At 43.2% G+C, this 14759-nt stretch carries 14 protein-coding genes; all 14 read left to right on the forward strand.

The features are described from left to right. Positions 1-20: 20 nt before the first annotated feature. The 14 genes from infB to dapG all read left to right on the forward strand — a co-directional run bounded on the left by infB (position 21) and on the right by dapG (position 14755). Positions 21-2198, forward strand: a complete 2178-nt coding sequence (gene infB / locus P8596_RS10255; protein WP_224520245.1) for a translation initiation factor IF-2 — start codon at positions 21-23, stop codon at positions 2196-2198. Continuing rightward, the gene (locus P8596_RS10260; RefSeq protein WP_061809958.1) at positions 2195-2473 is read left to right on the forward strand and encodes a DUF503 domain-containing protein; all 279 of its coding nucleotides are present in this window, start codon (positions 2195-2197) and stop codon (positions 2471-2473) included. Before infB ends, P8596_RS10260 begins: the two co-directional genes overlap by 4 nt. A 53-nt stretch (positions 2474-2526) precedes the next feature. Further along, a complete protein-coding gene (gene rbfA / locus P8596_RS10265; protein ID WP_060669663.1) occupies positions 2527-2895 on the forward strand; it encodes a 30S ribosome-binding factor RbfA in 369 nt (122 codons plus the stop codon). Between the two features lie 100 nt (positions 2896-2995). After that, a complete protein-coding gene (gene truB, locus P8596_RS10270) occupies positions 2996-3901 on the forward strand; it encodes a tRNA pseudouridine(55) synthase TruB (protein WP_224520244.1) in 906 nt (301 codons plus the stop codon). Positions 3902-3919: 18 nt separating this feature from the next. Further along, the gene (gene ribF, locus P8596_RS10275) at positions 3920-4870 is read left to right on the forward strand and encodes a bifunctional riboflavin kinase/FAD synthetase (protein ID WP_224520243.1); all 951 of its coding nucleotides are present in this window, start codon (positions 3920-3922) and stop codon (positions 4868-4870) included. 135 nt (positions 4871-5005) lie between these two features. Continuing rightward, positions 5006-5275 carry a 30S ribosomal protein S15 gene (gene rpsO, locus P8596_RS10280; protein ID WP_034760125.1) on the forward strand — a complete coding sequence of 90 codons (270 nt, stop codon included), beginning with the start codon at positions 5006-5008 and terminating at the stop codon, positions 5273-5275. Between the two features lie 347 nt (positions 5276-5622). Further along, a complete protein-coding gene (gene pnp, locus P8596_RS10285; protein ID WP_061809961.1) occupies positions 5623-7746 on the forward strand; it encodes a polyribonucleotide nucleotidyltransferase in 2124 nt (707 codons plus the stop codon). A 143-nt stretch (positions 7747-7889) separates the two neighbouring features. Beyond that, positions 7890-8894: a polysaccharide deacetylase family protein gene (locus P8596_RS10290; protein ID WP_061809962.1), complete on the forward strand. Its 1005-nt coding sequence runs from the start codon at positions 7890-7892 to the stop codon at positions 8892-8894. A 28-nt stretch (positions 8895-8922) separates the two neighbouring features. Next, complete coding sequence (locus P8596_RS10295) at positions 8923-10164, forward strand: M16 family metallopeptidase (RefSeq protein WP_279726757.1); 1242 nt, start codon at positions 8923-8925, stop codon at positions 10162-10164. A gap of 119 nt (positions 10165-10283) precedes the next feature. After that, positions 10284-10517, forward strand: coding sequence for a YlmC/YmxH family sporulation protein (locus tag P8596_RS10300; RefSeq protein ID WP_034760116.1), 234 nt, complete (start codon positions 10284-10286; stop codon positions 10515-10517). Positions 10518-10686: 169 nt separating this feature from the next. Continuing rightward, positions 10687-11589, forward strand: coding sequence for a dipicolinic acid synthetase subunit A (dpaA, locus tag P8596_RS10305; protein ID WP_224520242.1), 903 nt, complete (start codon positions 10687-10689; stop codon positions 11587-11589). Beyond that, positions 11586-12179 (forward strand): dipicolinate synthase subunit B, encoded by a 594-nt coding sequence (gene dpaB, locus P8596_RS10310; protein WP_224520241.1) that lies wholly within the window; start codon positions 11586-11588, stop codon positions 12177-12179. Before dpaA ends, dpaB begins: the two co-directional genes overlap by 4 nt. Positions 12180-12378: 199 nt before the next feature. Beyond that, positions 12379-13428, forward strand: a complete 1050-nt coding sequence (gene asd, locus P8596_RS10315; protein ID WP_224521104.1) for an aspartate-semialdehyde dehydrogenase — start codon at positions 12379-12381, stop codon at positions 13426-13428. An 88-nt stretch (positions 13429-13516) separates the two neighbouring features. Then, positions 13517-14755 (forward strand): aspartate kinase, encoded by a 1239-nt coding sequence (gene dapG, locus P8596_RS10320; protein WP_224520240.1) that lies wholly within the window; start codon positions 13517-13519, stop codon positions 14753-14755. Positions 14756-14759 lie beyond the last annotated feature (4 nt).

A 14759-nucleotide genomic window follows, 5' to 3' on the forward strand; every position in this document is an offset into this window, starting at 1 on the left:
ATCTCAGTGGGGGTGAACATATGAGCAAGATGCGTGTATATGAATATGCAAAGAAATACAACGTTTCAAGTAAAGATGTGATCGAAAAATTAAAGCAACTGAATATTGAGGTATCAAACCATATGGCAACTATAGAAGATGACGCAGTAACAAAATTAGATGCAATGTATAAAGGTGATTCAAAAGGGCAGGGAAATAAAGCCGCGAAAGAATCTAAATCAAGTGCATCCAAGTCAGACGAAGCTCCAAACAAGGAAAAAGTAAAGACAGCACCGAAAAGTCGTGAAGGAAAAAAACACGATCAACAGAACCAATCAAAGGAGAAGAAGGTCTTCAATAATAATAACAACAACAACAAAAACAGAAACAACAAACAAAATAATAAGCAGAACAAAAACTTCAAACAGGCTCCTCAACAGCAAACGCCTGCGAAGAAAAAAGAACTTCCATCAAAGATCACTTTCTCAGAATCATTGACGGTTTCAGAACTTGCCAAAAAGCTTCACAAAGAACCATCTGAAATCATCAAAAAACTGTTCATGCTTGGTGTCATGGCAACCATCAATCAGGAACTGGATAAAGATTCGATTGAATTGATCGCAGGTGAATACGGAGTCGAAGTGGAAGAAGAAATCAAGGTAGACGCTACGGATCTTGAAGTGTATTTCACTGAAGATACAGAAGAGCAAACAGTGGAACGTCCATCTGTCGTAACCATCATGGGTCACGTCGATCATGGTAAAACAACGCTTCTTGACTCAATCCGAAACACGAAAGTGACAGCTGGGGAAGCTGGCGGAATCACCCAGCATATCGGGGCTTATCAAGTAGAAGTGGACGGAAAGAAAATCACATTCCTTGATACTCCTGGGCATGCTGCCTTCACGACTATGCGTGCACGCGGTGCCAAAGTGACGGATATTGCTATCATTGTAGTAGCTGCCGATGACGGTGTCATGCCTCAAACGGTTGAAGCAATCAACCATGCGAAAGCGGCTGAAGTTCCGATCATCATTGCTGTCAATAAAATGGATAAAGAAGCTGCCAACCCGGATCGTGTCATGCAGGAGCTTACAGAATATGAATTGGTTCCTGAAGCATGGGGTGGAGATACAATCTTCGTTCCATTATCCGCATTATCTGGAGAAGGAATCGACAATCTACTTGAAATGATCGTTCTTGTAAGTGAAGTGGAAGAGCTTAAAGCAAATCCGGATCGTCTTGCACAAGGAACAGTCATTGAAGCTCAATTGGATAAAGGCCGTGGATCGGTTGCGACTTTACTCGTTCAAAACGGAACGTTAAAAGTAGGAGATCCAATTGTAGTAGGTAATACATTCGGGCGTGTCCGTGCTATGGTCAATGACCTTGGTCGCCGTGTGAAAGAAGCTGGCCCTTCTGCTCCTGTAGAAATCACGGGATTGAATGATGTTCCTCAAGCAGGGGATCGCTTCGTCGTATTCGAGGATGAGAAAACAGCTCGTTCCGTTGGGGAAGCCCGTGCATCCCAGGCGCTTCAAGCCCAGCGTGGAGAGAAATCTAAGGTCAGTCTTGAGAACCTGTTCGAACAAATGAAACAGGGAGAAATGAAGGATCTTAACCTTGTGCTTAAAGCGGATGTTCAAGGATCGGTTGAGGCACTGGCCGCTTCATTAATGAAGATTGAAGTGGAAGGTGTTAATATCCGGATCATCCATACAGGCGTAGGGGCGATTAATGAATCAGATATTACACTGGCGTCCGCTTCAAATGCTATCGTAATAGGATTTAATGTGCGACCTGACGTCAATGCCAAGCGTACTGCCGAAGCAGAGGGTGTAGAAATTCGATTGCACCGCATTATCTATAAGGTAATGGAAGAGATCGAAGCAGCCATGCAAGGGATGCTTGACCCTGAGTTTGAAGAGAAGATCATCGGTCAGGCGGAAGTGCGTCAAACATTTAAAGTGTCTAAAGTCGGTACGATTGCGGGAAGCTATGTAACAGAAGGTAAGATTTCACGCGATAGTGGAGTTCGTCTGATTCGTGACGGAATCGTTATCTTTGAAGGGGAACTCGATGCCCTTAAGCGCTTTAAGGATGATGCAAAAGACGTAGCCAGAGGTTACGAATGTGGAATTACAATCAAGAACTTCAATGATGTGAAGGAAGGCGACGTCATCGAAGCCTTCATCATGGAGGAAATTACACGTAAATGATCACATATGTTGAATGTGAGTGCATGATTTATGACTCCCACTCATTAAAAGATAAGCGGGCCGTCCTTCAAAGGGTCATGTCACGTCTTAAACAAAAATTCAATGTATCGGTTTCTGAAATCGGACATCAGGATGTATGGCAACGTACAAGGATTGCCATCGTCACTGTGGCTTCTTCCAAAGGAGCGAGTGAAAGAGAGATTGAACATGCATTGAAATTCATTGATTCTTTTCCTGAGTGGGAACGACTGGAAACCCAAATCGAGTCACTATAAGGAACGCCTTATATCAACGTATAACCATTAACGACATATAAGAGGTGATATTGATGAGCCATCGTGCGAATCGTGTTAGCGAGCAAATGAAGAAAGAGCTCAGCGATATTATCGGACGAAAAATAAAGGATCCACGTATTGGCTTTGTAACGGTTACAGATGTACAAGTATCCGGGGACTTACAACAGGCAAAAGTGTATATTACCGTTCTGGGTGGGGAAGACCAAAGAGAGAATACTCTTAAAGGTCTTGCAAAGGCAAAAGGTTTCATCCGTTCTGAAGTGGGACAGAGAATTCGCCTGCGTAAAACACCTGAAATTATTTTTGAGTTTGATGAATCGATTGATTATGGTAACCATATTGAATCTTTATTAAGAAAAGTTCAAGATGAACCAGAAGAGTCTAAAGATACAGAAGAGTAATAAGAAAGGGCTGATCCGGACGGAAGTACAATTCCAGAGGATCAGCCCTTTATGTTTTATAGATATGGACCAAATACAATACATACTGGAGGAAATACAGATGAATGGTATCCTGCCCTTATGGAAGCCCAGGGGAATGACGTCCCATGATTGTGTCTTTAAGTTAAGGAAACTCCTCAAAACAAAAAAAGTCGGCCATACCGGTACCCTGGACCCTGAAGTCTCCGGTGTCCTGCCCATTTGCATCGGGCGCGCAACCAAGATAGCGGAGTATATAACAGCATCCGGAAAGACCTATGAAGGAGAAGTCACGATCGGGTATTCCACCACAACTGAAGACGCTTGGGGAGAGAAGGTTGAAGAAAAGAAGGTGGACCGGATCATCAGGAGGAAGGAGGTCGAAGAAATCCTGCAAAGTCTGACTGGGGACATCTTCCAGACCCCTCCTATGTTTTCGGCAGTCAAAGTGAATGGAAAGCGGTTATATGAATATGCGAGACAGGGCATAGAAGTCGAAAGACCTTCAAGGACTGTACATATCCACAAGCTGCAATTACTGGAGGAGTGGAATGAGTTAGACCTTGATCATCCCTCATTCACCTTTGAAGTGGTGTGTGGGAAAGGGACTTATGTGAGGACGCTTGCCGTTGAAATCGGGAATGGACTGGGGTATCCGGCTCATATGTCCGCCCTTACGCGTACGCAATCAGCCAGTTTTAGAAAAGAAGATTGTTTCACGTTTGAACAGATACAAGAGTTTGTTCAGAATGAAGATCCACAAAACCTTCTTCTTCCTCTGGAGATGGGGCTTTCTCATTTGCCGAAAATGCTGATTAGTGATACATTAGCAGAGAAAGTGAAGAACGGAGCACGCCTTGAAGAGCCTGAGGACTGGCAGGACGGTTCCGTAGTGATGGAGCATAAAGGCAAGGCCATCGCCATTTATCAGAGGCATCCTGACAAGCCTGGGATCATCAAGCCTGTCAAAGTGCTTTTCAACGACTAGTGAAAAAGGTGAAATACTGTGAAAGTAATAACTGTACATCATCCCCATTCAATTAGTAAGAATGAATTTCCACCCCTGGTACTCGCTCTGGGATACTTCGATGGCGTTCATAAAGGACATCAAAGGGTAATCAGGTCAGCAGTGGAAGAAGCGAAGGAACAGGACGTTTCGAGCGCGGTCATGACATTTGATCCCCATCCTTCCGTTGTACTGGGTCATAAACACAAGCATATCCACTACATAACACCCTTGGAAGATAAGAAAGAAATCATAAAGGAACTTGGTGTGGATTATTTATTCATTGTCCGGTTTACGTCAGAATTTGCAAATCTGACTCCGCAGGACTTCGTCGATCAATATATTATCGGCCTTAACGTAAGGCATGTCGTAGCAGGATATGATTATTCATATGGCAGGATGGGGAAGGGGACGATGGAGACCCTGCCCTTCCATTCCCGCGATATGTTCGCCTCCACGACCGTTACAAAGTTGACAGATGCTGATCTCGATTTGAAAGTGAGTTCTTCCTTGATAAGGGAGAACCTTAAAGAAGGCGACGTATCCAGGGTGAAAAATCTCCTTGGAAGACCGTTCAAAATGAAGGGAACGGTCATTCACGGAGATAAAAGAGGGAGGAAAATCGGATTCCCTACAGCTAATATCGAACTCTCCGATGACTATCTGACCCCTAAGGTGGGGGTTTATGCGGTCAGGATGAAAATTCATGATAAATGGTTCGATGGTGTGTGCAACATCGGGTACAAGCCAACCTTTAAAAATCCCGACGACTATTCTTTGACAATCGAAGTCCATCTTTTCGATTTCCACACTTCCATTTACGGAGAAGAAGTGTTCATTGAATGGTATGATAGAATAAGGGACGAACAAAAATTCTCAGGAATAGAGGAGTTAATCTCCCAAATCCAGAAAGATAAGGACCAGGCGATAGACTACTTTGCGAAAAATTGAGGATTACACTTGATTTTTATTTAAAAGAGTAGTATTCTAAATATCGTATGAAATGAACCTTTGCTTGGCATCACGATTCACCAACGGTTGCTCGGTAACAGGGGATTTGAAAGAAATTACTAGGAGGTGAAAAGGATGGCTATCACTAAAGAGCGTAAAAACGAACTTATCAGTGAATACAAAGTACATGAGAACGATACTGGATCTCCAGAAGTTCAAATTGCTGTCCTAACTGAAGAAATTAACAACTTGAACGATCACTTACGCGTTCACAAGAAAGATCACCACTCTCGTCGCGGTCTTCTTAAAATGGTAGGTCACCGTCGTAATCTATTATCTTACTTACGTAAGAAAGATGTACAACGCTACCGTGAGTTAATTAACAAATTAGGTTTACGTCGATAAACAGACAAAGGAAGCGGGATTATGTCCCGCTTTTTCTTTAGCTTTCATAAGTGGAAATCTTTGTATGATCCTCCACTTCTTTTTATACATTTTCATCATTTAAAGTATTCATTTTTCTCGTTTTTGTCTAAAATACATAATATGTATACAATGTGGAAGGAGACCCACCGTACAACGGGTCAGGCATCCCCCTTGATACAACATCCTGTATTTACATAGTCAGCAGGGATTCAAATCAAACGAATATAACAGCGCATTTGTGCATGATATAGATTAATTTTTTATGTTTATCCGGGTTAGGTACAGGCCGAACCTTTTAGTGATATATAAAGAGAGGGGTACACTTTATGGAACAAACTAAACAAACCTTTTCCATCGATTGGGCCGGAAGAGAATTGACGGTCGAAGTTGGCCAATTTGCCAAACAAGCGAATGGAGCGGTAATGGTACGTTATGGAGATACTGCGGTACTTAGCAGTGCTACAGCATCTAAAGAGCCAAAGCCTTTGGATTTCTTCCCATTAACCGTGAACTATGAAGAGAGATTATATGCAGTGGGTAAAATCCCTGGAGGATTCATTAAACGCGAAGGCCGCCCGAGTGAGAAAGCCATCCTTGCGAGCCGTTTAATAGATCGTCCCATCCGACCATTGTTCGCAGATGGTTTCCGTAATGAAGTTCAAGTAATCAGCATTGTGATGAGTGTAGACCAGAATTGTTCATCCGAAATGGCAGCTATGTTTGGTTCTTCATTAGCGCTGTCGGTTTCAGATATTCCGTTCGAAGGTCCTATTGCAGGAGTCATCGTTGGTCTTGTTGATGGAGAATTCATCATTAACCCTTCTGTCGAGCAATTGGAGAAGAGTGAGATTCATTTATCCGTTGCCGGTACGAAAGATGCCATTAATATGGTAGAAGCAGGAGCGGATGAGGTTCCGGAAGAGACGATGCTTGAAGCGATCATGTTCGGTCATGAAGAAATTAAGCGTCTGGTTGCTTTCCAGGAGGAAATCGTCGCTAAAGTCGGGAAAGAAAAATCTGAAATTCAACTTGTTGAATTAGATCAAGACGTTGAAGCAGAAGTTCGTTCCTTATGTGAAAGTGAATTGATTCCTGCCATTCAGGTTCAAGAAAAGCATGCCCGTGAAGAAGCAATCAAAGCAGTAAAGAATAAAGTGATGGCTGTATATGAAGAAGAGAAGGAAGCGGATGAAGCTACCCTGAAGCAAGTGAAGAAAGTAATGGACAAACTTGTGAAGAATGAAGTTCGTCGTCTCATAACAGAAGACAAAGTGCGTCCGGATGGCCGTAAAGTCGATGAAATCCGTCCACTTTCTTCAGAGGTTGGATTACTTCCTAGAACGCATGGTTCAGGATTGTTCACACGCGGACAAACCCAGGCATTAAGCATTTGTACATTGGGTGCTCTTGGAGATGTACAGGTCCTTGATGGTTTAGGGATCGAAGAATCTAAACGATTCATGCATCATTACAATTTCCCTCAATTCAGTGTAGGGGAAACAGGACCGATCAGAGGACCGGGCCGTCGTGAAATCGGACATGGAGCTCTGGGAGAAAAGGCTCTGGATCCAATTATTCCAAACGAAAAAGACTTCCCTTATACAATCCGACTTGTATCAGAAGTACTCGAATCAAATGGTTCAACTTCTCAGGCAAGCATTTGTGCAAGTACCCTCGCGATGATGGACGCCGGTGTTCCTATTAAAGCACCAGTAGCAGGGATCGCAATGGGTCTGATCAAGTCAGGTGAAAACTATTCCATCCTGACAGATATTCAAGGAATGGAAGACCACCTTGGGGACATGGACTTTAAAGTAGCCGGTACTTCCAAAGGTGTAACCGCTCTTCAAATGGATATCAAAATTGATGGGTTATCCCGTGAAATTCTGGAAGAAGCACTTCAACAAGCGAAAAAGGGAAGAATGCAGATTCTTGATAGCATGTTAGCGACAATCGGTGAAGCAAGAACGAGCCTGTCCCAATACGCTCCGAAAATCCTGACCATGCATATTAATCCTGATAAAATCCGCGACGTCATCGGACCAAGTGGTAAGCAGATCAATAAGATCATCGACGAAACAGGCGTTAAGATTGATATTGAGCAGGACGGAACGATCTTCATCTCATCTACTGATGAAGAGATGAATAAAGTGGCTAAGAAAACGATTGAAGATATCGTAAGAGAAGTGGAAGCTGGACAAATGTATCTTGGGAAAGTGAAACGAATTGAGAAATTCGGTGCATTTGTAGAAATCTTCAGTGGTAAAGATGGACTTGTCCATATCTCTGAACTTGCAGAAGAACGCATCCGCAAGGTGGAAGATGTAGTGGCGATCGGTGACGAGATCCTTGTAAAGGTTCTGGATATCGATAATCAAGGAAGAGTCAATTTATCACGAAAAGCAGTTCTTAAGGAACAGCGCGAAAAGGAAGAACAAAACCAGGGTTAATCTTTAAGATTGGCAGGCTGTCCTGTAGGGAGCAAACTCTCCTCCGGGACAGCTTTTTTTATCTGTTCGATGAGCTATAATGCCCCATGTTCTACCGTGTTCTTTTCTTACATATGTTTGTAGGAGAAGGAAGGTGGACAGGGATGGAAAAAAAATACTTGATTGGAATTAGTCTAATTGCTATTCTGACTTTAGTAGTTGTGGAGAATCCTCTCTCAGATCAGTATGTAAACGGGTTAAAACAAGAGGCGGTAGTAGTGAATGGTGTAAACAGCACAAACGACCTCACCCGTATGATAAAAGAGGAAGCCAAATCAAGAGAGATACCGGCTCAGGATGCTGTGATAGATACCGTATGGAAAGCAACACCTGGATATAATGGATTGAAAGTAGATGTAGAGGCGTCTTTACAAAACATGAAGAAAGGGAAATCGTTTGATGAAGACAAGCTGATCTACAAACAAATCCCTCCTGAAAAGCATTTGCCTGATTTACCTGCCTCTCCCGTCTATCGGGGGAATCCTGATAAGCCCATGGTGTCCTTTATTATCAATGTAGCGTGGGGGAATGAATACATCCCTGATATGCTTGCAACTTTGAAAAAGCATCAGGTATATGCTACGTTCTTTCTAGAGGGGAGATGGGTGAAGAATAACCCTGACTTGGCGAAGATGATTGTGGATGCAGGGCATGAGGTGGGGAATCACTCGTATTCCCATCCTGATATGAAAGTGCTTGAAGCCACCAAGGTAAGAGAAGAATTGAAAAAAACAAATGAAATGATTGAAGTGACCACGGGCGAAAAAGTAAAATGGTTTGCTCCCCCAAGCGGCAGCTACAGGGATGAAGTCGTTCATATTGCAGATGAAATGAATATGAGGACGATCATGTGGAGTGTGGACACGATTGATTGGCAAAAACCACAACCCAATGTGCTGATTGATCGTGTAATGGGTAAGATGCACAAAGGAGCGATTGTGCTCATGCATCCAACTGCTTCAACAGCCAATTCATTGAACACGCTGATCCTTCAAATAAAAGAAAAAAACCTAAGGCTTGGTACGATTTCAAGCTTAGTGAAAGAAGAGAGAATCGTAGAAAAGGCAGATAATTCGCCACAACAAGGAGATAGTAAGAAGAAGCAGTAACTTCGCATCATGAATAGGAGGAACTTTCTTGATTAAGAAATATACATGCCAAAATGGATTGCGAATCGTACTGGAAGAGATTCCACACGTTCGATCCGTAGCGATAGGGGTCTGGATTGGTACCGGCTCACGTAATGAAACCGAACAAAATAATGGGATCTCCCATTTTCTTGAGCATATGTTTTTTAAAGGTACAAAGACCAAGACGGCACGTGAAATAGCTGAGTCCTTTGATAGCATAGGCGGACAGGTTAATGCGTTTACTTCAAAGGAATATACGTGCTATTATGCAAAAGTATTGGACAATCATGCAGATTATGCATTACATACACTGTCAGATATGTTTTTCAATTCCACTTATGTAGAAGAGGAATTGAATAAAGAAAAAAATGTGGTGTATGAGGAAATTAAAATGTATGAAGACACACCTGACGATATTGTACATGATCTACTCAGTAAAGCCATTTATGAAGAGCATCCACTGGGGTATCCAATCCTGGGAACGGAAGATACACTAAACACATTTAATCAGTCTAAACTGAAGGAATACATGCATGATATGTACACACCGGATCGAGTTGTGGTATCCGTTGCCGGAAATGTGGATGAGTCATTCATCAAAGAAGTTGAAAAGTTATTCGGTTCATATGAAGGTGGAAAAGGGCCGGAAGATAGGATCAAACCTGCTTTCCATTACAATAAGCTTGCCCGTAAGAAAGATACGGAACAGGCACATTTATGCCTAGGGTTCGATGGTCTTGAGATCGGTCACCCCGACATTTACAATTTGATTGTGTTGAATAACGTATTGGGTGGCAGTATGTCTTCCCGACTGTTCCAGGAGGTAAGGGAACAGAGAGGACTTGCCTATTCCGTATTTTCCTATCATTCCGCTTACGAAGACAGCGGGATGGTGACCATTTATGGGGGAACGGGGGCCAATCAATTAGATCAATTATTTGATACCATCGACAGTACATTGCAAGCTCTTAAAGCAGAAGGGATCACCTCTAAAGAACTGCAAAACAGCAAAGAGCAGTTAAAAGGAAACCTTATGCTGAGCTTAGAAAGCACCAATAGCCGTATGAGCAGGAACGGAAAGAATGAATTACTGCTGAAACGACACCGGACCCTTGACGAAATCGTAGAAGAAATCGATGGGGTGACCATGGATAAAGTCAATCGTCTGGCTTTGGACATCTTCACTGATGACTATGCTTCATCGCTCATCAGCCCGGATGGAAACCTGCCTCAAAACATGAAAAAATGAATGTGAAAAGCAGACCTCAGGAGGTCTGCTTTTCTTTATGGAACGGTAAAGTTTTTCTTCTAAAGAAGGTGGACAGTGTATACATTGTACTACACAGCTATTTTTAGGAGGATACGATCATGAGGTTAAGTGAATTGAGCGGGAAGGAAATCGTTGATTATAAAAAGGCGGAGCGGCTTGGCATCCTGGGGCAGACAGATCTTGAATTTAATGATAAGTCAGGCAGCATCAGTGCACTGATCATCCCCACGGGGAAATGGCTGAGGAAGCAGGGGGGAGAAATTAGGGTTCCCTGGCATCAGATCAGGACAATCGGGGCCGATATGATCATTTTGGAAGTCTCGGATGACTAATTCAATACTGCAACAAAACGAAACGGGTCCTGACCCGTTTTTTATTTTGCCTGCTTTCCAAGGGACCATACGTGCTTTTATTCTCACCCATTGGGTGGGTGCAACATACACTGTTGAAGTGAAAAGGGATTTAGAATAGCGATTATGTAAAAAGTAGGTGAAATCAGTGATGCTGACCGGAATGCAGATCGCAGTTCTAGGCGGAGATGCTCGTCAACTTGAGATTATTCGAAAGCTTACGGAGTTGGATGCCAAAATATCACTCGTAGGTTTTGAACAATTAGATCATGCCTTTACAGGAGCAACAAAGGAAAAACTCGATGAAGTGGACTTTTCAGTGATAGATGCCATTATCTTACCTGTACCCGGCACGAATCTACAAGGAGAAATCGATACGATTTTTTCAAATGAGAAAATCACGTTAACGGAAGAAATTGTATCCGAAACGCCAGAGCACTGTACGATCTATTCAGGAATTAGTAATGCGTATTTGGACCAAATCATGTCTTCAACGAACCGCAAACTTGTTCAGTTGTTTGAAAGAGACGACGTTGCCATCTATAACTCCATCCCTACAGTAGAGGGAACGATTATGATGGCTATTCAACATACAGACTTTACGATCCACGGATCCGACATCGTGATATTGGGTCTTGGAAGAGTGGGTATGAGCGTGGCCAGGACCTTTCATCATTTAGGTGGAAGGGTGAAGGTCGGAGTACGCAAAAGCGAGCACTTGGCCAGGGTGACAGAAATGGGGCTAGTGCCATTCCATTTGGATAATTTGGAAAAAGAAGTTGAGAATTGTGATATTTGTATTAATACAATTCCAGTTCACATTGTGAAGGCTGGCGTCATAGCCAAAATGCCTGCCCATACATTAATTATCGATTTGGCTTCAAAGCCTGGTGGTACAGATTTTCGTTATGCAGAAAAGCGCGGAATTAAAGCATTATTAGCCCCTGGGCTCCCAGGGATCGTAGCACCGAAGACGGCAGGACAGATCCTGGCGAATGTTCTTTGTCAATTATTAGAGGAAGATTTTGATTCAGGAAAGGAGAGTTCATCATGAGTGTGAAAGGAAAACGTATAGGGTTTGGTCTCACAGGCTCTCATTGTACGTATGATGCCGTGTTCCCGGAAATTGAGAGATTAGTGAATAATGGAGCGGAAGTCATGCCGATTGTGACATCTACCGTTATGAAGACGGAAACAAGATTCGGTAAGGGAGAAGACTGGATCAAACGTATCGAAGACGTAACCGGACATAAAGTGATCGATTCAATCGTCAAAGCAGAACCACTTGGGCCAAAGATTCCACTGGATTGCATGGTTATTGCCCCATTGACGGGTAATTCTATGAGTAAGTTTGCCAATGCAATGACCGATTCCCCTGTGTTAATGGCAGCCAAAGCAACACTGCGTAACCACCGCCCTGTAGTACTCGGAATTTCCACAAATGATGCTCTGGGGTTAAATGGTGTTAATCTGATGAGATTGATTTCAACGAAAGATATTTATTTTATTCCGTTTGGGCAGGATGCACCTGAAAGTAAACCAAAGTCAATGGTTGCCAGGATGACATTGATTCAAGAAACGATCGAAGCGGCCATGGAAGGGCATCAGCTACAACCCGTCGTCATCGAAAGATATTTAGATTAATTCAAGAAGAAGGTCATCCCCACGGGAAATTCAGATGACCTTCTTTTCATGCATGTAAAGATAGACGAACCCGGAATCATCAATAAAAAATCCTATTGTCGAATAATTGTTTATGTTAAAATATTCTTTATTATAGTAATAGACTAAATTAACTTACCTATTGTACTATGAAAATATTGAATGGTTGGAAGGAGAGAAGATTTTGAATACAACGGGATTTCATGTAGCTGTTGTGGGTGCCACCGGTGCCGTCGGACAACAAATGCTTCAAACATTAGAAAAAAGGGATTTTCCAATAAAACAATTGACATTACTATCATCAGCACGTTCTGCAGGTTCCACTGTCATATTTAAAGGCAAAGAATGGACGGTTGAAGAAGCGAAGCCTGAAAGCTTCGAAGGGGTCGATATCGCTTTATTTAGTGCAGGTGGAAGTGTATCAAAACTTCTTGCTCCTGAAGCCGTAAAACGCGGGGCAGTCGTAGTCGACAATACGAGTGCATATCGAATGGATCCGGATGTTCCACTTGTCGTCCCGGAAGTGAACGAAGAGGACATGAAGCTTCACAATGGAATCATTGCCAATCCGAACTGTTCGACGATTCAAATGGTTGCAGCACTCGAGCCGATCCGTAAGCAGTATGGCTTGAAGAAAGTAATCGTATCCACTTATCAAGCCGTTTCAGGTGCCGGTGCTGTTGCCATTGATGAACTTCACGCCCAATCACAGGCCATTTTATCCGGTGAATCATTTGAACCGGGTGTGTTACCTGTAAAAGGCGACAAAAAGCATTATCAGATTGCTTACAATGCCATTCCTCAAATTGATACATTTCAGGACAACGGCTTTACTTACGAAGAAATGAAAATGATCAATGAAACGAAAAAGATCATGCATATGCCTTCTCTGAAGGTATCAGCGACATGTGTCAGATTACCGGTTGTAACAGGTCACTCCGAAAGTGTATATATTGAAATTGAGAAGGATTCTGTTTCGGTGAAGGATATCCATGCACTTCTTAAAGATGCACCCGGGGTAACCCTGGAAGACGTACCTGAAGAACAGATCTATCCAATGCCTGCTCATGCCGTAGGTAAGCCGGATGTATTTGTTGGCCGCGTCCGCAAAGATCTTGATGAAGAAAGAGGGTTCCATATGTGGGTTGTCTCTGACAACTTACTGAAGGGAGCTGCATGGAACTCTGTTCAAATTGCAGAAAGTTTAATGAATCTGGGGCTAATTAAGTAACGGAGAGGGATCATATCAGCAATTAACTCTGCATATTTCCACTAATCGTTTTTCAGATACCTCTTGAATATGACAATGAGGTGTAGTCATGAAACTGATCGTTCAAAAATTTGGTGGAACTTCTGTACGTGATGAAGCAAGTCGTTTGAAGGCAATCTCCCACACGAAGCAAGCAATCGATAAAGGGTATAAAGTGGTGGTGGTCGTCTCAGCAATGGGAAGAAAAGGGGAACCCTACGCCACAGATTCCCTGTTGTCCTTGATCGGTGGCAGAAACACTTCAATCAGTAAACGGGAACAGGACCTCTTACTATCCTGTGGAGAAATCATTTCGAGTCTGGTTTTTTCCAATATGCTCCTTGAGCAAGGAATCAGTTCGACAGCCCTGACTGGTGCCCAGGCAGGGTTCCGGACGAATAACGATTTTAACAACGCAAAAATTATAGAGATGAAATGCAGCCGGTTGGTAAGGGAACTGGAACATCATGATGCCGTCGTAGTGGCAGGCTTTCAGGGAGCGACCAAGGACGGGGATGTGACGACCATTGGAAGAGGGGGGAGCGATACCTCAGCCTCTGCTCTTGGTGTCGCATTAAAAGCGGACTACATCGATATTTTTACAGATGTGGAAGGGGTCATGACTGCGGATCCGCGTATTTCTTCCAAAGCAAGACCGATAACGGTGGTTTCATATAATGAAGTGTGTAATATGGCATATCAGGGAGCGAAGGTCATTCATCCAAGGGCGGTTGAAATTGCCATGAATTCGAATGTGCCGATACGGATTCGTTCAACCTATTCAAATGGAGAAGGAACTCTTGTGACGACACTTGAAAATACGAAGGCGCATAAAGAGTTCAGGAGTCACCCCGTCACAGGGATCGCTCACGTATCCAATCTCACCCAAATTAAAGTATTTGCCAAGGAAGATCAGTACAATCTTCAGGCAGAAGTGTTCAAAGCCATGGCCAAAGAGGGGATCAGCGTTGATTTCATTAACATTTCCCCGAGAGGTGTCGTGTACACGGTGGGTTCTTCGCTAGCGGATGATGCCATCAGGGTTTTAAGAAAGATCGGGCATAACCCGATCATAGAATCGGAGTGTGCCAAGATCTCAGTGGTGGGAGCAGGAATGACGGGGGTACCCGGGGTGACATCTGCCATTGTTTCTTCCCTTTCTAACGAAGGGATCCGCATACTTCAATCAGCAGACAGTCATACGACCATCTGGGTACTGGTGAAGGAAATGGACTTGATCAATGCCATCAATGCCCTTCATGATACATTCCAATTACAAGAAAGAAATGCTACATTCAGAGTGGGATAAACTT

Source organism: Rossellomorea sp. DA94 (assembly GCF_029834455.1).
GTDB lineage: Bacteria > Bacillota > Bacilli > Bacillales > Bacillaceae_B > Rossellomorea > Rossellomorea vietnamensis.